At 62.3% G+C, this 22,043-nt stretch carries 18 protein-coding genes and 1 riboswitch; of the genes, 7 read left to right on the top strand and 11 right to left on the bottom strand.

Annotated elements, in window-relative coordinates; all coding sequences use genetic code 11:
• The first annotated feature begins 97 nt into the window (after positions 1-97).
• Positions 98-2,047: a dihydroxyacetone kinase operon transcriptional regulator DhaR gene (gene dhaR / locus ACSBQV_RS16980; protein ID WP_099783991.1), complete on the top strand. Its 1,950-nt coding sequence runs from the start codon at positions 98-100 to the stop codon at positions 2,045-2,047.
• On the opposite strand, the gene dhaM is transcribed toward dhaR, so the two are convergent.
• From dhaM to ACSBQV_RS16960, 4 genes are read right to left on the bottom strand one after another with little or no spacing between them, the layout of a single operon-like run.
• On the bottom strand, positions 2,044-3,474 hold the full coding sequence (gene dhaM, locus ACSBQV_RS16975; RefSeq protein WP_099783989.1) for a dihydroxyacetone kinase phosphoryl donor subunit DhaM: 1,431 nt from the start codon (positions 3,472-3,474) through the stop codon (positions 2,044-2,046). The genes dhaR and dhaM overlap by 4 nt on opposite strands.
• 11 nt (positions 3,475-3,485) lie before the next feature.
• Positions 3,486-4,118 carry a dihydroxyacetone kinase subunit DhaL gene (gene dhaL, locus ACSBQV_RS16970; protein ID WP_047026469.1) on the bottom strand — a complete coding sequence of 211 codons (633 nt, stop codon included), beginning with the start codon at positions 4,116-4,118 and terminating at the stop codon, positions 3,486-3,488.
• A gap of 9 nt (positions 4,119-4,127) precedes the next feature.
• Complete coding sequence (gene dhaK, locus ACSBQV_RS16965) at positions 4,128-5,198, bottom strand: dihydroxyacetone kinase subunit DhaK (RefSeq protein ID WP_099783987.1); 1,071 nt, start codon at positions 5,196-5,198, stop codon at positions 4,128-4,130.
• A gap of 50 nt (positions 5,199-5,248) precedes the next feature.
• Positions 5,249-6,349: a glycerol dehydrogenase gene (locus ACSBQV_RS16960; RefSeq protein ID WP_434991470.1), complete on the bottom strand. Its 1,101-nt coding sequence runs from the start codon at positions 6,347-6,349 to the stop codon at positions 5,249-5,251.
• A 353-nt stretch (positions 6,350-6,702) separates the two neighbouring features.
• Between ACSBQV_RS16960 and ACSBQV_RS16955 the strand changes: the two genes are divergently transcribed.
• Both ACSBQV_RS16955 and ACSBQV_RS16950 read left to right on the top strand, forming a co-directional pair.
• The gene (locus tag ACSBQV_RS16955) at positions 6,703-7,371 is read left to right on the top strand and encodes a DUF1190 family protein (RefSeq protein ID WP_033644601.1); all 669 of its coding nucleotides are present in this window, start codon (positions 6,703-6,705) and stop codon (positions 7,369-7,371) included.
• 3 nt (positions 7,372-7,374) lie between these two features.
• Entirely contained in the window at positions 7,375-8,535 is a 1,161-nt protein-coding gene (locus tag ACSBQV_RS16950) for a glutathionylspermidine synthase family protein (protein WP_099783983.1), read from the top strand.
• A 48-nt stretch (positions 8,536-8,583) separates the two neighbouring features.
• On the opposite strand, the gene ygiD is transcribed toward ACSBQV_RS16950, so the two are convergent.
• On the bottom strand, positions 8,584-9,366 hold the full coding sequence (gene ygiD, locus ACSBQV_RS16945) for a 4,5-DOPA dioxygenase extradiol (RefSeq protein WP_099783981.1): 783 nt from the start codon (positions 9,364-9,366) through the stop codon (positions 8,584-8,586).
• A gap of 324 nt (positions 9,367-9,690) precedes the next feature.
• Here ygiD and ACSBQV_RS16940 point away from each other — a divergent pair, with 324 nt between their 5' ends.
• Positions 9,691-11,223, top strand: coding sequence for an alkaline phosphatase (locus tag ACSBQV_RS16940; RefSeq protein WP_193160619.1), 1,533 nt, complete (start codon positions 9,691-9,693; stop codon positions 11,221-11,223).
• A gap of 54 nt (positions 11,224-11,277) precedes the next feature.
• Here the strand turns inward: ACSBQV_RS16940 and ribB are convergent, their stop codons facing one another.
• On the bottom strand, positions 11,278-11,931 hold the full coding sequence (ribB, locus tag ACSBQV_RS16935) for a 3,4-dihydroxy-2-butanone-4-phosphate synthase (protein WP_004937218.1): 654 nt from the start codon (positions 11,929-11,931) through the stop codon (positions 11,278-11,280).
• A 109-nt stretch (positions 11,932-12,040) separates the two neighbouring features.
• Positions 12,041-12,201: riboswitch (FMN riboswitch) on the bottom strand.
• A 147-nt stretch (positions 12,202-12,348) separates the two neighbouring features.
• Here ribB and ubiK point away from each other — a divergent pair.
• Entirely contained in the window at positions 12,349-12,624 is a 276-nt protein-coding gene (gene ubiK / locus ACSBQV_RS16930; protein ID WP_004937216.1) for a ubiquinone biosynthesis accessory factor UbiK, read from the top strand.
• Between the two features lie 51 nt (positions 12,625-12,675).
• Here ubiK and hldE read toward each other — a convergent pair whose 3' ends face one another.
• The 3 genes from hldE to ACSBQV_RS16915 form a co-directional block, all read right to left on the bottom strand.
• Complete coding sequence (gene hldE, locus ACSBQV_RS16925) at positions 12,676-14,106, bottom strand: bifunctional D-glycero-beta-D-manno-heptose-7-phosphate kinase/D-glycero-beta-D-manno-heptose 1-phosphate adenylyltransferase HldE (RefSeq protein WP_046687827.1); 1,431 nt, start codon at positions 14,104-14,106, stop codon at positions 12,676-12,678.
• Positions 14,107-14,183: 77 nt separating this feature from the next.
• The gene (glnE, locus tag ACSBQV_RS16920; RefSeq protein WP_099783977.1) at positions 14,184-17,021 is read right to left on the bottom strand and encodes a bifunctional [glutamate--ammonia ligase]-adenylyl-L-tyrosine phosphorylase/[glutamate--ammonia-ligase] adenylyltransferase; all 2,838 of its coding nucleotides are present in this window, start codon (positions 17,019-17,021) and stop codon (positions 14,184-14,186) included.
• Between the two features lie 45 nt (positions 17,022-17,066).
• Positions 17,067-18,374 carry an inorganic triphosphatase gene (locus ACSBQV_RS16915; protein ID WP_099783975.1) on the bottom strand — a complete coding sequence of 436 codons (1,308 nt, stop codon included), beginning with the start codon at positions 18,372-18,374 and terminating at the stop codon, positions 17,067-17,069.
• A gap of 278 nt (positions 18,375-18,652) precedes the next feature.
• Here ACSBQV_RS16915 and ACSBQV_RS16910 point away from each other — a divergent pair, with 278 nt between their 5' ends.
• A complete protein-coding gene (locus ACSBQV_RS16910; protein WP_033644594.1) occupies positions 18,653-19,273 on the top strand; it encodes a TIGR04211 family SH3 domain-containing protein in 621 nt (206 codons plus the stop codon).
• A gap of 122 nt (positions 19,274-19,395) precedes the next feature.
• Complete coding sequence (locus ACSBQV_RS16905) at positions 19,396-20,640, top strand: multifunctional CCA addition/repair protein (RefSeq protein ID WP_099783973.1); 1,245 nt, start codon at positions 19,396-19,398, stop codon at positions 20,638-20,640.
• Between the two features lie 40 nt (positions 20,641-20,680).
• On the opposite strand, the gene bacA is transcribed toward ACSBQV_RS16905, so the two are convergent.
• Both bacA and folB read right to left on the bottom strand, forming a co-directional pair.
• Positions 20,681-21,505, bottom strand: coding sequence for an undecaprenyl-diphosphate phosphatase (gene bacA / locus ACSBQV_RS16900; protein ID WP_099783971.1), 825 nt, complete (start codon positions 21,503-21,505; stop codon positions 20,681-20,683).
• Positions 21,506-21,637: 132 nt separating this feature from the next.
• Positions 21,638-21,997 (bottom strand): bifunctional dihydroneopterin aldolase/7,8-dihydroneopterin epimerase, encoded by a 360-nt coding sequence (folB, locus tag ACSBQV_RS16895; RefSeq protein WP_015379095.1) that lies wholly within the window; start codon positions 21,995-21,997, stop codon positions 21,638-21,640.
• Between the last annotated feature and the right edge of the window lie 46 nt (positions 21,998-22,043).

Below are 22,043 nucleotides of genomic sequence, written 5' to 3'. Positions count from 1 at the left end.
TGTCCCGATTTTCCCCGCTTCTGCCCGCCGCCTCACAGCCGCCGCTGCGCCAGGTGATATCATCGTCACTCTCGTTTTCGCAGTTGGATGAGGTTCGATGGACAACGATTCACGTTGGCAGCAACTGATTAACGACGGCGAACTGCCGCCGCCGCTGCGCCCGACGTCGGCGGTGTACGCCTCCTGGCTGCGTTGCCGCAGCCTGATGCAGCCCGATGTCTGGCAAGCGCCGCACCGTGCGCAGGGCGCCACCTTCGAATCGATTTGCCGCCGCAAGAACGATCTGCTGACGCTCGGCCAGGCGTCGCTGGAAGACGCCTGTGAATACATGGAGCCGCGGCGTTGCCTGCTGATGATCCTCGACGAGAGCGGCTGCATGCTGTGGCGCTGTGGCGACACCCAAACCTGGGAACATCTGCAGCAACTGGGGTTCGCCCCCGGCGCTTACTGGGCCGAAGGGCAGATAGGCACCAATGCCCCGGCGCTGGCGGCGGCGGAAGGCCACCCGGTGCGGGTGAGCGGTGAAGAACACGTGCGCCGAGCGCTGCACGGCTGGTCGTTCTGCGCCACGCCGGTCTACGACAACAGCGGCCGCCAGCGCGGCTCGATCGCGCTGGGCTGCCTGCTGGCCGACTGCGCCGCCGGCGATCTGTCGCTGACGCTGGCCATCGCCCGCGAAATCGGCAACTCGCTGAACGCCGACGGCCTGCTGGCGGAATCCAACCGCCATCTGAATCAGCTTTACGGCCTGCTGGACGGCGTGGACGACGGCGTCATGGCCTGGGATCACCGCGGCTACCTGCAATACATCAACCAGCGCGCCGCCGGCCTGCTGAAGCTGGACGAACAGCAGAGCCAGGGCAAGCCGTTGGCGCAGCTGTTGACGCTGCCCGCGCTGCTCAAGCGCGCCATCGCCGATCGCCAACCGCTGCAACACGTCGAAGTCACCTTCGAAAGCCAGCGGCAGTTTATCGCCGCCTTGCTGACACTCAAGCCGATTTTCGACGGCGATCGCTGCAGTTTCATCGCCCTGCTGCACCCGATCGAACGGCTGCGCCAATATGTCAGCAGCCAGCTGGGGCGCGTCAGCCACAGCTTCGAACAGATGCCCTCCGCCTCGCTGGAAATGCGGCGACTGATCCGTTACGGGCAGCAGGCGGCCAAAGGCCAGCATCCGATCCTGTTGCGTGGGGAAGAAGGGGTGGGCAAAGAGCTGCTCAGCCAGGCTATCCACAACGCCGGCGAGCGCGCCGCCGGGCCGTATATCGCCCTCAACTGCCAACTGCTGCCGCAGGCGCAGGGGCTGCGTGAGCTGCTGGGCAGCGACGCCAGCGAAGAAGAGGCGGGCCAGCTCAGTAAATTCGAATTGGCTAACGGCGGCACGCTGTACCTGGAACAGATCGAATACCTGCCGGCGGAGATGCAGTCGGCGCTGCTGCAGGTGCTGAAAACCGGCGTGGTGATCCGCCTCAATTCCAGCCGGGTGATCCCGGTCGATGTGCGGGTGATCGCCGGCAGCGCCGCCGACCTGCCGCTGCTGGTGCAGCAAAACCGCTTCCGCCGCCAGCTGTTTTACAGCCTGCAGGCGTTCGAGATCCAAATCCCGCCGCTGCGTCAGCGGCTGAGCGATATTCCGCTGCTGGTCAAACACCATCTGCGCACGCTGGAGCAACATTTTCAGTGTCGCTTCCGGGTGGATGACGAGGTGATGGCTCAGCTGGCGCTCTATCTGTGGCCGGGCAACGATTTGGAACTGAAAGGAGTGGTGGAGCGCGCGGCGATGATATGCCACGGCCACCACATCCAGTTGGCGGACCTGCCGGCGCACCTGCTCGGCCACCCGTCGCTGCTGGAAAGCGATCCGCAGCCCGGCGCGCCGCTGTTGACGCTGACGGACATGGAGCGCCAGGCAATCCTGCGGGCGGCGACCGTCAGCCGCGGCCAACTGACGGAAATGGCGCAGTTGCTGGGCATCGGCCGCACCACGCTGTGGCGGAAGATCAAACAGCACGGGATCGACATCCGCCAGTTCAAGCTGCACGCCTAGTGGCTGAGCTGCAACACCCCGCGCGCGGCGTCCAGCATCGCCTTCTGGCCGCTGCGGGTTTTGCTCAGGCAATCCTGCATGCCGACCACCATCGGAATGCCCATCGCCTTCGCCAGAATGGCGCTGTGCGAAAGGGCATTGCCGCCGCTCAGGCAGATGCCGAGCACCAGTCGGCGATCCAGCATCACTACCTCTGAGGGCATCAGCTCATCCATCACCAGTATTGACGGCTCTGCGAGCGCAATGGTCGGCAGCGGCTGCCCCTGCAGGTGGCACAGCGTGCGGCGCAGCATGTCGCGCACGTCCAGTTCGCGCGCCCGCATGTAGTCGTCATCCAACTCGCGGTACTCTTCGGCGATCGCCTCCAGCACCTGCCGCCAGGCCTGCTCGGCGCTGCACAACTGCTGCGAAATGCGGGTGTAAGCCGCCTGCTGCAGATCCGGATCGTCCAGCAGCATGCTGTGGGCACCGAAGATAGCCGCCTGCGGCTTGCCGATCAGCGTGCCGGTGCGCTCCGCCAGCCGGTTGAGATCGCTCAACGTGTGCTGCAGCGCCTCCCGCAGGCGTTGCTGTTCGCCCAACACCTCGTCCGCGCCGATCCGGCGCTCGGCGGCTGACGGCCAGACACTGCGGGCCTGGAACACCGGCCCGCTGGTGACGCTTTCCGCCACCGGAATGCCGTGCAGCGAAGGCTGCTGCCGCTCGGAGACCGTCTCGCCAAAATGCTGCTCCGCCAGCGTTTTGAACGCCGCCAGCGCCTCGTCCGCCTGCGCGCCGTCGGCGATCAAACGGATGGTGTCGCCGTGGCGCACCTGCAGCAGCGCCAGCTGATTGAGGCTGCGCGGATCGACGCACTGCCCCTGTTTTTCCAGCACCAGCTCGGCCTTGAACGGCGCCAGCGCTTCGACCAGCCGCGCCGCCGGGCGCGCGTGCAGTCCGTGCGGGTTCTGCACCGTCCAGGTTGCGCTTTTGCCCTGCGCCAGCGGCAAGGCCGCGCGCTTCGCCGTAGGTGAAGCCTCGCCCAGCTGCGCCTGCTTGGCCTGCAGCGCCCCCTGCGCCTCCGCCACCACCTGCTCCAGCGAAGCGCCGGAGTTGGCGGCCACCACCGCCGCCAGCGTGCCTTCGATCAGCGGCGCGGCGCACAGCCGCACCTTGGCGGCCAACTCCGGATCCAGCAGATCGAGCGCGGTTTCGGCACTGAGCAGCGCGCTGCCCAGATCCATCAGCACCAGAATGCCATCGCCGTCGGCGACCGCTTCGATCGCCTCCATGACGTTGACCGCGTCGGTACCGATCGGGTGCTCCTCGTCATCCACGCCCGCCGCCAGCGCCAACTTGCAGCCGTCGCCGCGCATCATCTGCCGCGCCAGTTGCTCAACGCCGCGCGCCAGCAACGCGCTGTGCGACACCACCACGATATTAATCATCTCGCCTCCTGCTAACTGCCGGCGACCTCGGCCAGCGTTTTCATCATCAGCATCACCGAAGTGGCGCCGGGATCCTGGTGGCCGATGCTGCGCTCGCCCAGGTAACTGGCCCGCCCCTTGCGCGCCTGCATGGTGATGGTGCTCTCCACCGCCCGCTCGGCGCTGTCGGCGGCGCGCTGCAGCGCATCCGCCACGCTCAGGTTCTGCTGCGCGGACTGGCCGAGGCTTTCCACCACCGGCCACCAGGCATCGCACATGGTCTTGTCGCCCGGCTCCGCCTTGCCGCGCATCACCACGCCTTCCACCCCTTCCTGCATCATTTGATGCAGCTCCGCCAGATCCAGGCTTTGCTTGGCGTTCGCCGCCTGCGCCGCGCGGATGAAGAAGGTGCCGAACAGCGGACCGCTGGCGCCGCCTACGCTCGACAGCAGCGTCATGCCGGTGTTTTTCAGGATAAAGCCGATATCCTTGTCCGCCACCGACGGCAGCTTTTCCACCACCTTATTGAAACCGCGATTCATGTTCAGGCCGTGGTCGGCATCGCCGATCTCGGTGTCCAGTTGGGTAAGAAAATCGCGCTCTCGGCTGAACACTTCGCCGCAACGCATCAGCCAATCGACGACCTGTGGTTTGGTCAACGCCATAATTCCTCCTCAGCAACCCCAACGCAGCGCAGGCGTTTTCACCGGCGCATCCCACAAGGACAACAGTTCGTCGTCCACGTTCAACAACGTGATGGACACGCCCTGCATATCGAGCGAAGTGCAATACGCGCCCACCAGGTTGCGTTCGATGATGATGCCCGCCTCGGCGCAGCGCTCCGCCAGCCGATGGTACACGCCATACAGCTCGGACAGCGGCGTGGCGCCCAGGTTGTTGACCAACGCGATCACCCGATCGCCGCGCGTCAGCGGCTGCTTGGTCTGCATCTCGTCGCGCCACTCGCCCTGTTGGCGATCCCAGACGCGGATCATGCGCTGATAGTGGCCGTGGTCAATCAGCGTATGGAACATGTCATCCACCGCCGCGTTGAGCGTGGTGAACGGACGGCGCGCAATGCCCGGCTCGCCGTGAATGCCGACGCCGAACTCCATCTCGTTCTCCGCCAGGGTGAACGACGGTTTGCCGGCGGCGGGGACGGTACAGGCGCCCAGCGCGATACCGATCGAATGCCCGTGGTTGTTGATGCGATGCCCCAGCGTCACCACGCTGTCCAGATCGTCGCCGCGCGCCGCGGCGGCGCCCAGCAATTTCTCCATCAGCACGGTGTTGGCCACCCCGCGCCGCCCGGCGGTGAACAGGCTGTCCTTGACCGCCACGTCGTCATCCACCAGCACCGTCGCCACCGCGACGCCGCTGTCGTGCAGCAGCTCGGTGGCGGTTTCGAAGTTGAGCACGTCGCCGGTGTAGTTCTTGATCAGCAGCAGCACCCCGGCGCCGCCGTCGATCGCCTGACCGCACTCGTACATTTTATCCGGCGTCGGCGAGGTGAAAATCTCGCCCGGACAGGCGCCGTCGAGCATCCCTTCACCGACGAAACCGCAGTGCATCGGCTCGTGGCCGCTGCCGCCGCCGGACAGGATCGCCACTTTGCCCGCTACCGGCGCGTCGGCGCGGGTGACGAACGCCGGATCCGCATGCACCAGCAACTCGGGATGAGCCTCCACCAGCCCCTGCAACTGCTCTTCCAACACCGACTCGACCTGATTAATCAGTTTTTTCACGATGGTTTCCTCTGTAAGCCAGGGGCGCGGCGCACCGCGCCCCAACGGTATCAATGACGCAGCAGCCAGGCGGCGCCGAGCCGATCCGCCGTCAGGATCGCCGCCTGCACGCCGGCAGGGGTGACCTTGAACGGCATGTTGTGAATGGTTTCGCCGGCGGCGCAGCTGGCCTCGGCCACCGCCATCGTCTTCGTCGCCACGTCGCCGGTAACGCCCATCTGCGCCAGCGTGATCGGCAGGCCGATGCCATGACAAAACGCCAGCACGGTTTCAATCTGCGCCATCGGGCTGTTCTGCAGCACCAGCTGCGCCAGGGTGCCGAACGCCACTTTTTCGCCGTGATACAGGTGGTGACACTCCTCCAGCACGGTGAAACCGTTGTGAATGGCGTGCGCCGCCGCCAGCCCGCTGCTCTCGAAGCCGATGCCGCTCAGATACGTATTGGCCTCAATGATGCGTTCCACCGCTTCCGTCACCACGCCGGCCTCGACCGCCAGCTTGGCCTTCACCCCTTCGGCCAGCAGCGTGTCGTAGCACATCCGCGCCAGACTGAGCGCCGCCAGCGTCGATTTGCCGCCGGCCATGCTGGTGGCCTGAGCGTCGAAGCAGGCCTGCGCTTCGAAATAGGTGGAGAGCGCGTCGCCCATGCCGGCTACCAGCAGGCGCACCGGCGCTTTGGCGATGATGGCGCTGTCCATTACTACCATGTCCGGGTTGCGCGGGTAGATCAGGTATTCGGCGAATTCGCCCTGTTCGGTGTAGATAACCGACAGCGCGCTGGTCGGCGCATCGGTGGAGGCGATGGTGGGAATGAGTACCACCGGCAGCCGTTGGTAGTGGGCGACGGCCTTGGCGGTGTCGAGCGTCTTGCCGCCGCCGAAGCCGATTACCCCGCGGCAGCCGTGGGTCTGCAGCTCGTGGCCAAGCCGGTCTATCTCTTTACGGCAGCACTCGCCGTTGAAGCGGGCCGCATGATGTTTCACGCCGTGCTGCTGCAGGCTGCCCATCAGGGTGTCTCCCGCCAACTGCATCACGAAGTCGTCGGCGATCACGAAATAATGGTCGGCGAGGGATTTGGCGTATTCGCCGACGGCGGCCAGCGCATTGGCGCCCTGAATGTATTTACCTGGTGACTGGATGATTCTCAACATAACCGGATCCTTGTAGGGAGTTGGCGATGGTAACGTTCAGATATCAGGTGATGACGCGCCGACTTCGCCGCCGGCTTGTTGTTGTGCTTCGACTATGAGCGCCTGCCGCCCGCCTGGCGAGCCACGCGATTTTTGTTCCATTATGGAACATCATCATAGCGATAACGTTTCATGATGAAACGCCAATGCGCGTTTTTTCGCCGCGAAAGCGAACTGGCGCACACCCCAACGTATAACTGCGTAAAGAGTGGATTCTGCGGGCGTTTCAGCTTTAATTTTGACCATGTTTCCCCTATCCTTAGCGCCACTACTGGGAAAGGGCGAAAACAGCCCGCATGATGGGATTGATAACGATGAAACGGACAAAAAACATCAACCAAGAGACGTTCCGCAAATCCTGGCGCAGCTACCGTGTCGCGCCCGTGGCCTTGGCGATCAGCGCCGTCTTTATGCTGGCCGGCTGCGAGAAGAGCGATGAAACGGTCTCCCTGTATCAGAATGCCGATGACTGTTCGCGCGCCAACCCTTCGATGAGCGAGCAGTGCACCACCGCCTACAACAACGCCCTGAAAGAAGCGGCGAAAACCGCGCCGAAATACGCCACCCGCGAAGACTGCGTCGCCGAGTTCGGCGAAGCGCAGTGCACCCAGGCGCCGGCTCCGGCGCAGGCCGGCATGGCGGCGGAATCGCAAAGCAGCGGCAGCTTCTGGATGCCGCTGATGGCGGGCTACATGATGGGCCGCCTGATGGGCGGTTCCGGTTTCGCGCAGCAGCCGCTGTTCACCTCCAAGAACGCCGCCAGCCCGGCGAACGGCAAGTTTGTCGACGCCAGCGGCAAGAGCTACGGCCCGGCCACCGCCGGCGGTCGCACCATGACGGTGCCGAAAACCGCCATGGCGCCGAAGCCTGCGGTCACCAACACCGTGACCCGCGGCGGTTTCGGCGAGACCGTGGCCAAGCAGACCAGCATGCAGCGCAGCAGCGCCACCTCCAACTCCGGCTCTCGCAGCATGGGCGGTTGATGCATGAAACGTATTGCCATTACCGAGCGCCCGGACTGGCGCGAAAAAGCGACCGAGTTCGGCTTCCGTTTCCACACCATGTACGGCGAGCCGTACTGGTGTGAAGACGCCTATTACCAGTTCACGCTGGCGCAGATTGAAGAGATCGAAAATGCCACCGCCGAGCTGCATCAGATGTGCCTGCAGGTGGTGGAGAAAGTGGTCGCCAGCGACGAGCTGATGGCCAAGTTCTGCATCCCGAAACACACCTGGGAATTCGTGCGCAGCTCCTGGCGCACCAACCAGCCGTCGCTGTATTCGCGTCTCGATCTGGCCTACGACGGCGTCAATCCGCCGAAGCTGCTGGAGAACAACGCCGATACGCCCACCTCACTGTATGAAGCGGCCTTCTTCCAATGGCTGTGGCTGGAAGACCAGATCAACGCCGGCAAGCTGGATCCGGAATCGGATCAGTACAACAGCCTGCAGGAGAAACTGATCGAGCGTTTCGCCGAGCTGAAAGCGCATCAAGGCTTCGGCCTGTTGCACCTGGCCTGCTGCCAGGACAGCGAAGAAGATCGCGGCACGGTGCAATACCTGCAGGACTGCGCGCAGGAAGCCGGTCTGCCGACCGAGTTCCTGTTCATGGAAGAGATCGGCCTCGGCGAGAAAGGCCAGTTCACCGATCTGCAGGATCAAGTGATCGGCAACCTGTTCAAGCTCTATCCGTGGGAATTCATGCTGCGCGAGATGTTCTCCACCAAGCTGGAAGACGCCGGCGTGCGCTGGCTGGAGCCGGCCTGGAAAAGCATCATCTCCAACAAGGCGCTGCTGCCGCTGCTGTGGGAAATGTTCCCGAATCACCCTAACCTGCTGCCGGCTTATTTCGCGCAAGACGATCATCCGCCAATGGATCATTACGTCACCAAACCGCTGTTCTCACGCGAAGGCGCCAATATCCAGATCGTCGAAAACGGTCAGGAAGTGGCGCGCGTCGATGGGCCGTACGGCGAAGAAGGCATGATCGTGCAGCAGTTCCATCCGCTGCCGAAGTTCGAAGACAGCTACACGCTGATCGGCAGCTGGCTGGTGAACGATCAACCCTGCGGCATCGGCCTGCGCGAAGATCGCGAATTGATCACGCAGGATCTGTCGCGCTTCTATCCGCACACCATCCTCGGCTGATCGCCCCGCTGAAAGCAAAAACGCCAGTCTCTGACTGGCGTTCTTTCTTTACCCCACCTGTACCGACAGCATGCTCAGCGCCCCCATTTCGATACCGTCGATCGGCACGCTGATGGCCTCTTTTCCATCCCAGCCGCCGAGCACATACAGCAATGGCAGATAGTGTTCCGGCGTCGGGTTCGACAGCGCCGCGCCCTCATGGCGCATGAAATCCACCAGCGGGTGGTTATCGCCCCGATAACGCAGGTTATCCCGGACAAAGTTATTGAAAGACTCCGCCCACGGATAGGCGCTGGTATCGCCCTGCCATTTCACCATGCGCAGGTTGTGCACCACGTTGCCGCTGGCGACGATCATCACGCCCTCATCGCGCAGCGCCGCGAGTTTGCGGCCCAGCTCATAGTGGTAAGCCGCCGGCTGAGTGCCGTCGACGCTGAGCTGCACCACCGGGATATCGGCATTGGGATACATCTTGATCAATACGCCCCAGGTGCCGTGATCCAACCCCCACTCGCCGAGATCCGCCGTTACCGGCACCGGCGCCAGAATGTGCTGCAGCTGCGCGGCCAGCGCGGGAGAGCCTGGCGCCGGATAACGGGTATCAAACAGCGCCTGCGGGAACCCGCCAAAGTCGTGAATGGTTTTGGGTTTTTCCATCGCAGTGACCGCAGTGCCGCGGGTATACCAATGCGCGGAAACCGCCACGATCGCCTTCGGGCGCGGCAATGACTCACCCAACGCACGCCATGCCCGGGTGTAACGGTTGTCTTCCAGCACGTTCATCGGGCTACCGTGGCCAAGAAACAGTGCCGGCATACGAGAGGTGTTCATAGAGGGATCCTTAGTTCAAATTGTGCTATGCCGCTACATTACGCGCTTTGCCGCAGCAACACAGCCGGATAACCGTGATGAAGATATTCAATAAATTTGAATTAAAAGCAGAGAAATACGTCGGTCAACAGAAAGATAAAAAAATCATATATTTCAATAAAATAATAAGATCAGTGAATACCATGGCATTACTGCCACACAGATCTAAATTGTGAACAATTTATGTATTTTTTGTTAACACAATCGATACACTCCTCCTTCCGTCGACAGGGTGTTGGCAGCCCGTCGGCGCTACGGGAATCACGTCTCACCAAGGAGGAATTCATGTTCAGACTCACACTGGCAACCCGCCTGGCGCTTTCCATGTCCTTGTTAGCCACCGGGGCGGCAGCCGCCAAAGCGACGGACAACGCGCCGCTGACGCAGCGCGAAGACCCTTACTTCCTTCAGGCGCAAGCTCAGCTGCAACAGCGACTGAAACAGACCCCAAACACCAACCGCGCTAAAAACGTCATTCTGGTGGTCGGTGACGGCATGGGGTTTTCCACCGTGACCGCCGCCCGTATTTTTGAAGGACAGCAGCGCGGCGTGGACGGCGAATCCAACGTGCTGGCCTGGGAAGCCTTCCCCTATCTGGCGGCAGCCAAAACCTATTCCGCCGACGCCCAAATCACCGACTCTGCGCCCAGCGCGGTGGCGATGACCACCGGCGTCAAAACCATCAACGATCTGATGGGTCTCAACCATACGGCCGCCCTCAACAACTGCGAGGATCAGCAAACCAAGGCCGTCACCACGCTGTGGGAGATGGCCGCAACGCTCGGCATGTCCACCGGCGCCGTGACGACCGCGACCATTACCCACGCCACGCCGGGCGCCACCTATGCCCATATCGCCAACCGCGACTGGGAATCTGACGCCAAAATGCCGGCGGATGCCCTGGCCGCAGGCTGCCGCGACATCGCGCGCCAGCTGGTGGAAATGAAGTACGGCAACGGCCTGAACGTGGCGATGGGCGGCGGGCGCGCCAACTTCCTGCCCGACAGCGTGAGCGATCCGGAATATCCCGGCAAGAAAGGTGCCAGAAAGGACGGCCGTGACCTGACGCAGGCCTGGCTGCAACGCTACGGCGAGCGCGGACAATACGTCTGGAATCAGGCGCAGTTCGACAAAATCGAACCGGGCAACGTCGACCATTTGCTGGCCCTGTTCGAGCCGTCGCACATGAACTTCGAGCATGACCGGCGGCAAGACGCGGCGGGAGAGCCTTCGCTGGCGGAAATGACCGGCAAGGCCATCGATATTCTGGCCAGGAATCCCGAAGGCTATCTGCTGCTAGTGGAAGGCGGGCGCGTCGATCACGGCAGCCATAACGGCAACGCCTACCGCACGCTGAGCGACGCGGTCGCCCTGAACGAGGCGGTGAAAACCATTGTCGGCAAGGTCAACCTGGACGAAACGCTGGTGATCGTGACCGGCGATCACAGCCACACGCTGACCATCGCCGGCTATGCCAAGCGCGGCAATCCTATCCTCGGCATTTCCGTCGGCGTCGACGGTAAACCTCGGCTGGGCAGCGACGGCAAGCCCTACACCACCCTCGGTTTCGCCAACGGCCCCGGCGGCGCGATCCCGCTGACCGAGCGCCCGGCATTGACCATGGAGCAAACCACCGCGCCCGACTTTATTCAGCCGGCGCTGGTGCCACTGAAAAGCGAGACGCACGGCGGGGAAGATCTCGGCATCTACGCCATCGGCCCCTGGGCACATCTGTTCCAGGGTACGGTTGAGGAGAACTACACCTTCCACGTGATGAATTACGCCAGCCGCATCGGCGAACGCCTGTCAAAACGGTAGCCACAAAAAAAGCCGCTTTACGCGGCTTTTTTTATCGTTGAAAGCGGCCGGCTATCAGCTGGCTTTTTTCTCGTGCGCCTGGCGGTAGGCCACCAGATCTTCGATGGTCAGCACCACCATGTCGTGCTGTTTGGCGAAGGTGATCACTTCCGGCGCGTGCGCCATGCTGCCATCGTCGTTGGTCAGTTCACACAGCACGCCGGCAGGTTTGAAACCGGCCATGGAGACCAGATCGATGGTCGCTTCGGTGTGGCCGCGACGGCTCAACACGCCGCCCGGCTGCGCGCGCAGCGGGAACACGTGGCCCGGACGGTTCAGGTCGCTCGGCTTGGCGCTGTCTGCCACCGCCGCACGGATGGTGGTCAGGCGATCGGAAGCGGAAACCCCGGTGGTCACGCCCTGCGCCGCTTCGATGGTCACGGTGAAGGCGGTCTGGAACTGGCTGGAGTTGTTGGTCACCATCATCGGCAGCTCAAGCTGCTGACGGCGTTCTTCGGTGATGCACAGGCACACGATGCCGCTGCCGTGGCGAATGGTCAGCGCCATCTGCTCAACGGTCATGGTCTCCGCGGCGAAGATCATGTCACCTTCGTTTTCACGGTTTTCATCATCGAGCACCATCACGCCGCGCCCGTTGCGCAGTGCGTCGATCGCGCGTTCAACGCGTTCTGTCGGCGTGCCGAAGTCTGAAAGTAGCGTCTGATTCATGGTAAAAAACCTCATTAAAAATTATGGATTACCAGAACCAGGGCGATCTTGAGGAGTAGCTAGCAATAGCTAAAAAAATAACGCAAGCGGGCGCATGCCCGGCAGATACCGTTACTCTCTCCCATCCGGACTATAACCGTCGGCCCCGGAATTACACCGGATCTGCTGACCTCTAACCGGCCTTTACAGGCTGGCTGAGCGCTCGCGGGCTTTCACCATAGAAGGTGATTTACCGCCGGTGGGGACTTTCACCCCGCCCTGAGAATAAGCAAGATGACTATAACGCTAATGGATAGACAGGGCAATTGGCAAAAGCACAATTCGGCCACGCGCGGCGAATGCGCTTAATGGTGTTTATCCGGCGGGCAACTCGCATTACACTAAGCGGCAGCTATTAAACTCTGAAAGGGATACGCCATGATTGACCCGAAAAAAATCGAACAAATCGCACGCCAGGTTCATGAGTCCATGCCTAAAGGCGTTCGTGAATTCGGGGAAGACGTTGAGAAAAAAATCCGTCAGGTGCTGCAGTCGCAGTTGACCCGCCTGGATTTGGTTAACCGCGAAGAGTTCGACGTGCAGACTCAGGTGCTGTTGCGCACCCGCGAAAAGCTGGCGCTGTTGGAACAGCGCATGGCCGAGCTGGAAAGCAAGCTGAGCGCGGCGCCGGCCGCCAAACAGGAAGACGAATAATTCCCGCCAAGGGCGCGCACCGCGCGCCCTTGTTCTTTACGTCGCCCGGCGTTAGCCGCGCCCGTCTTTGATCGCTTTGATGATGTTGGTGGTCGACAGGCCGTCTTCAAAGTTCAGCACTTTGACATCGCCGCCGTTGGCCCACACTTCCGCACTGCCGGCAATCTCTTCCGGCTTGTAATCGCCGCCTTTCACCAGCAGATCCGGCAAGATGTCGGCGATCAAGCGCTGCGGCGTGTCCTCCTCGAACGGCACCACCCAATCCACCGCTTCCAGCGCGCCCAGTACAATCATGCGGTTCTCCAGCGCGTTGACCGGGCGTTTTTCCCCTTTCAGGCGTTTGGTCGACGCATCGCTGTTCACCGCCACGATCAGGCGATCGCCCAGCTTGCGAGCATTGGCCAGATAAGAGACGTGGCCGGCATGCAGAATGTCGAAGATGCCGTTGGTCATCACCACTTTTTCGCCGCGCTGGCGCGCCTGCGCGACGGCCTGTTTCAACTGCGCTTCGGTCATCACGCCAAAACCGGTCTCGGCGCGGCCGCGCACCGCGTTTTCCAGCTCGATCGGCGACACGGTGGACGTGCCGAGCTTGCCCACCACCACGCCGGCGGCGGCATTGGCCAGGAAACAGGACTCTTCCAGCGAGTTGCCGGCGGCCAGCGAGGCGGCCAGCACGCCGATCACGGTATCGCCGGCGCCGGTCACATCGAACACTTCCTGCGCCTGGGTCGGCAAGTGCAGCGGCTCAACGCCCGGCTGCAGCAGCGTCATGCCGTGTTCGGAACGGGTAACCAGCAGCGCCGACAGCTCGAAATCCGTCACCAGCTTCATGCCGCGTTCCACCAGTTCCGCTTCATCCTTACAGTGGCCCACCACCGCTTCGAACTCGGACAGGTTTGGCGTCAGCAGCGTCGCGCCGCGATAGCGCTCGAAATCGGATCCTTTCGGATCGATCAACACCGGCACCTTGGCGGCGCGCGCCAGTTGGATCATGCCCTGCACCTGGCTGAGCGCGCCCTTGGCGTAATCGGACAGCACCAGCGCGCCGATCTGCGGCAGCGCCTGCTGAATGCGCTCCAGCATCGGCTGCGGATCAACGTTGGAGAAGCCTTCTTCGAAGTCGAGACGGATCAGTTGCTGGTTGCGCGACAGCACGCGCAACTTGGTAATGGTCGGATGGGTCGGCACCGAGACGAAGTCGCAGCGCACGTTGACTTCATTCAGCTTGGCGCTCAGCGCCCGCGCCGCATCGTCGATGCCGGTCAGGCCCACCAGACGGGAAGTGGCGCCCAGCGAAGCGATGTTCATCGCCACGTTAGCCGCGCCGCCGGGACGCTCTTCGATGGTATCGACCTTGACCACCGGCACCGGGGCTTCCGGTGAAATGCGGCTGGTCGGCCCATACCAATAGCGATCCAACATGACGTCACCGACCACCAGCACACCGGCGCGGCGAAAATCAGGCAGCGTAACTTTCATCCGATAACTCCAAAAAAGAACAAAATTTTAGTGGCGCAGATATTACCACAGACCGCCGGAATACCCGCAAAAAGGTATTAATCCAGCCATTTGGCCCAGCTGGCGCGCACCTGCTCGCGCTCGGCGGCAAACAGCTCGCTGCCGACCTTGCCGGAATGTTCCTGCAGCGCCAGGTGGTGGATCTCGTCGCGCATGGTGACATAGGCCTGGGTCAGCGCGCGCGCCTCTTCATCCGGCATGATGTCGTAATTGGCCATCAGCTCGAAGATGCGCACGTTGTCCGACCAACGCGTCAGGCGCGGTTCACCCGGCGCATAGCGTAAGACCAGATATTGGGCGATAAATTCGATGTCGGTAATGCCGCCCTCATCGGCCTTGATATCAAACAGATCGCGCTGTTTGTTGCCGAGATGGTTGCGCATCTTTTCGCGCATCTCGCGCACTTCGCGCTTCAGGGTCTGCGCATCGCGCGTTTTGCACAGGATCTCGCGCCGGATTGCGTCGAACTGCTGATGCAGCGCCGGATCGCCGTGCACGATGCGCGCGCGCACCAGGGCCTGATGCTCCCAGGTCCAGGCTTCGTTTTGCTGGTAGTCGGCGAACGCCTCGACGGTGCTGACCAGCATCCCCGCAGCACCGGAAGGCCGCAGGCGGGCGTCCACCTCATACAGAATGCCCGAGGACGTGCGGGTGCTGAACAGATGCATCACCCGCTGCGCCAGGCGCAGGTAGAACTGGCGGCCGTCGATGCAGCGATCGCCGTCGGTCATCACCTCCGGCGGGCAATCCAACAGGAACACCAGATCGAGATCGGAACTGTACCCCAGCTCCCAGCCGCCCAGTTTGCCATAGCCGATCACCGCAAATCCGCGCCCCTCCCGCTCCTGCAAATGGGTGGGCTGGCCGTAGCGCGCCACCATGTCGCTCCAGGCCTGTTGCACCACCGCGTCGATGATCGCCTCAGCCAGATAAGTCAGGTGATCGCTAACTTTCATCACCGGCAGCGCGCCGGCGATATCCGCAGCGGCGATGCGCAGCTGCTGCGCCTGTTTGAACTGACGCAGCGCCTCCAGCTTTTGCTCTTCGTCGTCTTCCGGCACCCGCAGCAGATACTGCCGCAGCTCGCTGCGGTAGGCGTCCAGCGCCACCGGCTGATACAGCGTGGCCGGATCCAGCAGTTCGTCCAGCAGCAGCGGGTAACGCGACAGCTGGTTGGCAACCATCGGCGACGCGGCGCACAGGCGGATCAGATGGCTGAGCGCCGCATGGTACTCCACCAACAATTCGAGGTAGGTGGTGCGGGTGACGATGCTCAGCAGCAGCTGCGCCAGCCGCACCAGCGCGGTCGGCGCGTCCTGGCGCGGGCACACCTCCGCCAGCAGGCGCGGCATCAGCTGATCGAGCACGTCGCGGCCGCGCGGGCCGATGGTGCGCTTGTCGACATCGTGACGAAAATCGGCGATGGTGCGCAGCATCTGTCGACGCGCCTCTTCGTCCAGGTGCGGCGTCAGCGGCGCCAGCTCGTTCTCCTCCAGCGCGTCCTGCCACAGGCTGTGGTAGTGCTGGTAATCGGGATCTTCGCCGACATCCGGGCTATCGTCGCCGATCAGGTCGTCGAACACCGCGCGCACCGCCTGCATGTGCACGTCCAGCGCCGCTATCAGCGCCGGCCAATCCGCCAACCCCATGCCGTAGGCCAACCGGGCCTGATCGAGCGCCTCCTGCGGCAGCGTCTGGGTTTGCTGATCGCCGATCGCCTGCAGCAGGTTCTCCAGCCGCCGCAGGAACAGGTAGGCGGCGCTCAGCGCCCGCACCTGCTCGCTTTCCAGCAGCCCCAGCTCGCCCACCGCCTGCAGCGTCGGCAGCAGCGAACGCCCCTGCAGCGCCGGTTCACGGCCGCCGCGGATCAGCTGGAATACCTGGGTGATGAATTCGATTTCGCGAATGCCGCCGGCGCCCAGCTTGATGTTGTCCTTCAGGCCGCGCCGCCGCACTTCGCGGGCGATCATGCCCTTCATGTTGCGCAGAGACTGAATGACGCTGAAATCAATGTAACGACGGAACACGAACGGCCGCAGGGTTTTGCGCAGCTCCTGGCTGTAGGCGTCTTCCGCCCCGCCCATCAGGCGCGCCTTCACCATCGCATAGCGTTCCCAGTCGCGCCCCTGCTCCTGATAATAATCTTCCAGCGCCGCGAAGCTCATCACCAACGGGCCGCTGTCGCCGAACGGCCGCAGCCGCATGTCCACGCGATAGACGAAGCCATCGATGGTCTGTTGATCCAGCGCCTTGATAAGCCGCTGGCCGAGACGGGTGAAGAACTGGGCGTTATCCAGCTCGCGCCGCCCGCCCTGGGTTTGACCATTTTCCGGGTAAGCGAAGATCAGATCGATGTCCGACGAGAAGTTCAACTCGCCGCCGCCCAGCTTGCCCATGCCGAGGACCAGCAGCGGCTGCGGTTCGCCGTCGGCATTGCACGGCGTGCCCCACTCGCGGCAACAGGTTTGGTACAGCCAGTCGCGCGCGCTGACGATCAGCGTCTCCGCCAGCCCGCTCAGCTGCAGCAACGTTTCTTCGGTCGAACACAGCCCCTGCGCCTGCGCCCAGGCGATGCGCACCAGCGTTTCGCGGCGAAACAGACGCAGCGTGCGCATCAGTTGCGCTTCGTCGCGCACCTCTTCCAGCTCGTCCTGCAACCAAGCGGCGTAGTGTTGCCACTCGCCGGGCGCCGGCGGCTGTTCGCGCAGCGTCGCCAGCCAGGCCGGCTGGGCGAGCAGCGCGTCGCTGACGAAGTCACTCGACGCCAGCACCCACTGCTCTTGCTCGCTAAAGGCGCAGTCCGCGCCGTGAACTTCCTGAAAACGCTGCACAACCTGCTGTGCCTGAGCCTGTAATGCGGCTGAAAGTGGCGACATAGTGTTTGACCCGTTCTGCGGCCCACGGCTGGCGGGCCGGCTGGATTAACGAAGCGCGCCGTTTAACCAGAATGGCGCATGCGATAAGGCCTGTTTGCGGCTGGCTTCATACCAGCCCTGGCGGCGCTCGCTCAGCGCCGCCTGCAGCTCGCGCCAGGCGTCGATATAAGGCCCGGTCTGCTCGTCGGGGTAAGCGCCCGACAGCAGGACCAGCGCCGAAATCTGACGCGTCAGGCGCGGCAATTGTTCCTGATATTCATCTTCGTTCAGCGTACGGCTGAAGGCTTCTTTCAGCTCCGCGCCGCTGCGCCCCAGCATGATGTCGCTGAAGCGTTTGAAAGAACCGTCCAGTTTGGCCTGCCCTTTGGCGTCGATAAACGGCCGCCAGGCGCCGCGCACCAGCCATGATGTGAGCGCCAACTTACATTGCAGATAGGCCGCGCTGTAGCACAGGCTTTCCGGTTGCGCGGCTTTGTCCGCCAACAGCGGTTCGAGCTCGGTCAGGCGGGCGCGCAGATCGGCGCTGGCCTTGCGCGGCACCAGGCCGCCGAAGATCACCAGCGCCTGGCGGATGGTGCCGACCGCTTCGAGGACCGCCCCGCGCGCCTGCGCATCGCCGCGCAGCCACAGCTCCTCATGATACTGCCAATGGTTGAGCGCCAGCTCGAAGGCGGCGATCATCCCCTGCTCCACGGTCGCCTTCGCCGCCGGCTTCAGCACCCGCAGCGGGCGCACCTCGCGCGGCGGATTGCCCTGCGCCAGGTGGTAGCCGCGCGCCGCCTTGCTCAGGCTGCCCTGACGCAGCCCGCCATGGGCCGCCAGCTCGCCGGCCAACGCCAGCAGATCGGCGGTGTTGCCTTTCAGCAGCTCCAGTTCGATCTCGCTCAGGGCTTCGCTGAGGTCACCGGCACGCACCTCTCCCTGATCCAAGCCAATCTCGATCTCGCTTTGGCCGTAAGTAACCACCCACTTTTCACGCGCAAAGTCGGTACGGAACAGCGGTTGCAACGCCTGCTGCAGCGCCGCGATATCACAATCCTGTGGCCAGATGTCGGCAGGAAACTGCGCCAGCGCCAGCTGCGGCTCGGCGATAGCGACGTTGTATTCCGGACGTTGGTGCAGGCCGGCCACCACTTTACCGGCGGTTTTGATGGTCATCTCATAGCGATCGTCGAAACCGCGAATGCGCAGCCCCATGTCGTGACTGCGCAGGAAGTTATCGGCCGTTTCGAAGTAAATGTTGGTCAGTTTTTGCGGCGCGGAATGCAGATGCGGCCAGGCGGCAAGCCATTGCGGCAGAGCGGCCACCGCTTGCGGCGCGGCGATGAATTTCAGTTCAATTTCAACGGTCATAATTCTTTAACACCAATAAGTTATGCATTCACGTCTGTTTCAGCGCGGCGCGTTCGGCCCGCCGCATACTGCCCACTGACGCACAGTTGCCGTTATCTTACCGCGATTCCCGGCGCCTTAACCCTGCTAACTGTAGAAAAAACCTGTTACGTTATAAAACGCCGCGCAACTCACAGAATCAGCCACAGTAAGATAGTTCTCATTCCGGTTTTGGCGTTGCGTCGTCAGACTGAACCCTCTACTATCGTTCCATAAATTCACCAAGAAACGATGAACTAATGCAGAAATTACGCCTGATTTGCCTTGCCGCGCTGAGCTTCAGCATCACTTGGGGCGCACATGCCGAAGATAAACGCTATATCTCCGATGAGTTAAGCACTTACGTCCATAGCGGCCCAGGTAATCAGTACCGTATTGTCGGCACTCTTAACGCCGGTGAAGAAGTCACCCTGCTGAGCGTCAACGACAGCACCAACTACGGCCAAATCCGCGATCCGAAAGGCCGCACCACCTGGATCCCACTCGATCAGCTCAGCCAGACGCCGAGCCTGCGCACCCGCGTGCCCGAGCTGGAACAGCAGGTGAAAACCCTGACCGACAAGCTGGCCAACATCGATAACACCTGGAACCAGCGCACGGCGGAAATGCAGGAAAAAGTCGCGGGCAGCGACAGCACCATCAGCAGCCTGCAGAAGGAAAACCAGGATCTGAAAAACCAGCTGGTGGTCGCGCAGAAGAAGGTTAACGCCGTTAACCTGCAGCTCGACGACAAACAGCGCACCATTATTCTGCAGTGGTTCATGTACGGCGGCGGCGTCGCCGGCGTCGGTTTGCTGCTGGGCCTGCTGTTGCCGCACCTGATCCCGCGCCGCAAGAACAACAATCGCTGGATGAACTGATCTCAGTATCGTTCAGTTTGAGTATGGGCGCCTGCGGGCGCCCTTTTCATTGGCGCCGACATCCCGCGGCCAATTCATGTAATCTGATAGACAGAGCCTTACACGATATTCAGGAGTCAACAGTGCAGATTTATCTGGTCGGCGGCGCCGTTCGCGACAGCCTGCTCGACATTCCGGTGGTCGATCATGATTGGGTGGTGGTGGGCGCCACGCCGGCCGAGCTGCTGGCGTTGGGCTACCAGCAGGTCGGCAAAGATTTTCCGGTATTCCTTAATCCCGACACCCACGAGGAGTACGCGCTGGCGCGCACCGAGCGCAAATCCGGCCAGGGGTACACCGGTTTTACCTGCTATGCCGCGCCGGACGTCACGCTGGAGGAGGATCTGCTGCGGCGCGATCTGACCATCAACGCCATCGCCCGTTCCGCCGAGGGGGAGCTGATTGATCCTTACGGCGGCGTGGCCGATCTGCAGGCGCGCGTGCTGCGCCACGTTTCCGACGCCTTCGGCGAAGATCCGCTGCGCGTACTGCGCGTGGCGCGCTTCACCGCCCGCTTCGTCCATCTGGGTTTTCGCATCGCCGACGAAACGCTCGCCCTGATGCGCCGGATGGCGCACAGCGGTGAACTGGCCGCGCTGACCGCCGAACGCGTCTGGAAAGAAACGGAAAAGGCGCTGCAAAGCCAGAGCCCGCAGGTCTATTTTCAGGTGCTGCGCGACTGCGATGCGCTGGCGGTGCTGTTCCCGGAAATCGACGCGCTGTTCGGCGTGCCGGCTCCCGCCAAGTGGCACCCGGAGATCGACACCGGCGTGCACACGCTGATGGCGTTGGCGATCGCCGCCCGCCTCACGCCGGAGGTGGACGTGCGCTTCGCCACCCTGTGCCATGACCTCGGCAAGGGATTGACGCCAAAAGAGTTCTGGCCGCATCACCACGGTCACGGCCCGGCCGGCGTGCGGCTGGTCGAGGCGCTGTGCCAGCGGCTGCGGGTGCCCAACCCGGTGCGCGATCTGAGCAAGCTGGTGGCCGAGTACCATGATCTGATCCACACCGTGAACAAGCTGCGGCCGGAGACCCTATTGAAGCTGTTCGACGCCATCGACGTCTGGCGCAAGCCGCACCGACTGGAGCAGATGATCCTGACCAGTGAGGCGGACGCGCGCGGCCGTACCGGCTTTGAGGAGAATCCCTATCCGCAGGGCGACTATCTGCGCCAGGCGTATCAGGTGGCGAACGCGGTATCTATTAAAGAGGTGGTGGCCAGCGGGCTGCAGGGCACCGCGATCCGCGACGAGCTCAAACGCCGCCGCCAGCAGGCGCTGGCCGAGTGGAAGCTCACCCAAACTATCATCAACGATCAGGCATAAAAAAACCCCGCGGAGCGGGGTTTTTTCCTGGCGTGAAGGCTTACAGGAACACCATGTAAACCACTGCCGCCACGATAAAGCGGTAGATAGCGAACGGCACGAACGAGATGCGTTTGATCAGCGACAGGAAGGTCTTGATCGCAATCAACGCCACCACGAAGGCGGTGACGAAACCGACGGCGAACATCGGCAGGTCGCCCCAGGTCAGGAAGTGCAGGCTCTTGTACATATCCAGGCCGCTGGCGCCAATCATCATCGGCACAGCCAGAATGAAGGAGAACTCGGACGCCGCATAGCGGTTCACGCCCACCAGCATGCCGCCGGCGATAGTGGAACCCGAACGGGAGAAGCCTGGCCACAGCGCCAGACACTGGAAGCAGCCGATCATGAACGCCTGACGGTAAGTGATGTCATCCAGCCCTTCCGCGCTCGGCTTCTTCGGCTTCAGCCATTCCGCCGCCAGCAGCAGCAGGCCGCCGACCACCAACGCGTACATCACGTTTTTCGGCGCAAACAGCGACTTGATGAAATCATGGAAGGCCAGCCCCAGCACCACCGCCGGGATCATCGCCAACAGGATGTGCCCCAGCTTCAGCTGGCCGCTGGTTTTGCCTTCGTGCTCCACCGGCTTGCCGCCGAAATGGATGCCGATCAGACCGAACAACCGGCGCCAGAACATCACGACGACGGCCAGGATCGACCCCAGCTGGATAATGACTTCAAAGGTTTTGGCTTTGTCGCCGGTAAAGCCCAGCCACTCGCCGACGATGATCATATGCCCGGTGGAAGAAACCGGCAAAAATTCGGTTAATCCCTCGACAACCCCAAGAACAAACGCAATAAACAGTGAATGCATGTCTGCCATGTGCTTCGCTCACCCCATAAAATAACGGCTATCACATAAAAAAGCGGCAATGCTTAAAGACAATGCCGCTAAAACAATTCTCAGGATTAAGACCAGGTTAACGGTCTTTCGTTGCAAGCAGATGACATAAAATCATGCGGGACGGGTGCCGCGCTCAATGATCACGCCGACCCGATTGGCATGTGCTACAGCGCCCGGTTTGCTGACCTTAATACGGACCCAGGGGGAATTGAAGCGCTGGAGCAAAATTTCAGATATTTCCTCCGCCACGCGCTCCACCAGCGCGAACCGGTTCGACTCCACGTGTTGGATCACGGCATCGCTGACGTCGGCATAGCTCAGACAGTCATTTACGTCGTCGCTGGCGGCGGCCGGCCGGTTATCCCAGCCCATTTCGATATCGAACACCAGCTTCTGACGAATGCCCTGTTCCCACTCATAAACGCCAATGGTGGTAATTACGGTAAGCTCTTCAATAAATACGATATCCATCACGTCATTCTCTGTTTTTGGCCTTGCCGGATACCACTTCCAGCGG

The sequence above is a fragment of the Serratia sp. B501 genome (assembly GCF_051172315.1).
Lineage (GTDB): Bacteria > Pseudomonadota > Gammaproteobacteria > Enterobacterales > Enterobacteriaceae > Serratia > Serratia ureilytica.
This window is presented reverse-complemented; position numbering and strand designations above follow the sequence as displayed.

Bases quoted from the DNA above. Each gene is read 5' to 3' on its own strand.
- dhaM (WP_099783989.1), bottom strand. From the start codon at position 3,474: ATGATTAATATCGTGGTGGTGTCGCACAGCGCGTTGCTGGCGCGCGGC.
- ACSBQV_RS16960 (WP_434991470.1), bottom strand. From the start codon at position 6,349: ATGTTGAGAATCATCCAGTCACCAGGTAAATACATTCAGGGCGCCAAT.
- ACSBQV_RS16940 (WP_193160619.1), top strand. From the start codon at position 9,691: ATGTTCAGACTCACACTGGCAACCCGCCTGGCGCTTTCCATGTCCTTG.
- ACSBQV_RS16950 (WP_099783983.1), top strand. From the start codon at position 7,375: ATGAAACGTATTGCCATTACCGAGCGCCCGGACTGGCGCGAAAAAGCG.
- ribB (WP_004937218.1), bottom strand. From the start codon at position 11,931: ATGAATCAGACGCTACTTTCAGACTTCGGCACGCCGACAGAACGCGTT.
- bacA (WP_099783971.1), bottom strand. From the start codon at position 21,505: ATGGCAGACATGCATTCACTGTTTATTGCGTTTGTTCTTGGGGTTGTC.
- dhaR (WP_099783991.1), top strand. From the start codon at position 98: ATGGACAACGATTCACGTTGGCAGCAACTGATTAACGACGGCGAACTG.
- ACSBQV_RS16915 (WP_099783975.1), bottom strand. From the start codon at position 18,374: ATGACCGTTGAAATTGAACTGAAATTCATCGCCGCGCCGCAAGCGGTG.
- ygiD (WP_099783981.1), bottom strand. From the start codon at position 9,366: ATGAACACCTCTCGTATGCCGGCACTGTTTCTTGGCCACGGTAGCCCG.
- dhaL (WP_047026469.1), bottom strand. From the start codon at position 4,118: ATGGCGTTGACCAAACCACAGGTCGTCGATTGGCTGATGCGTTGCGGC.
- hldE (WP_046687827.1), bottom strand. From the start codon at position 14,106: ATGAAAGTTACGCTGCCTGATTTTCGCCGCGCCGGTGTGCTGGTGGTC.
- ubiK (WP_004937216.1), top strand. From the start codon at position 12,349: ATGATTGACCCGAAAAAAATCGAACAAATCGCACGCCAGGTTCATGAG.
- ACSBQV_RS16955 (WP_033644601.1), top strand. From the start codon at position 6,703: ATGAAACGGACAAAAAACATCAACCAAGAGACGTTCCGCAAATCCTGG.
- folB (WP_015379095.1), bottom strand. From the start codon at position 21,997: ATGGATATCGTATTTATTGAAGAGCTTACCGTAATTACCACCATTGGC.
- ACSBQV_RS16910 (WP_033644594.1), top strand. From the start codon at position 18,653: ATGCAGAAATTACGCCTGATTTGCCTTGCCGCGCTGAGCTTCAGCATC.
- glnE (WP_099783977.1), bottom strand. From the start codon at position 17,021: ATGTCGCCACTTTCAGCCGCATTACAGGCTCAGGCACAGCAGGTTGTG.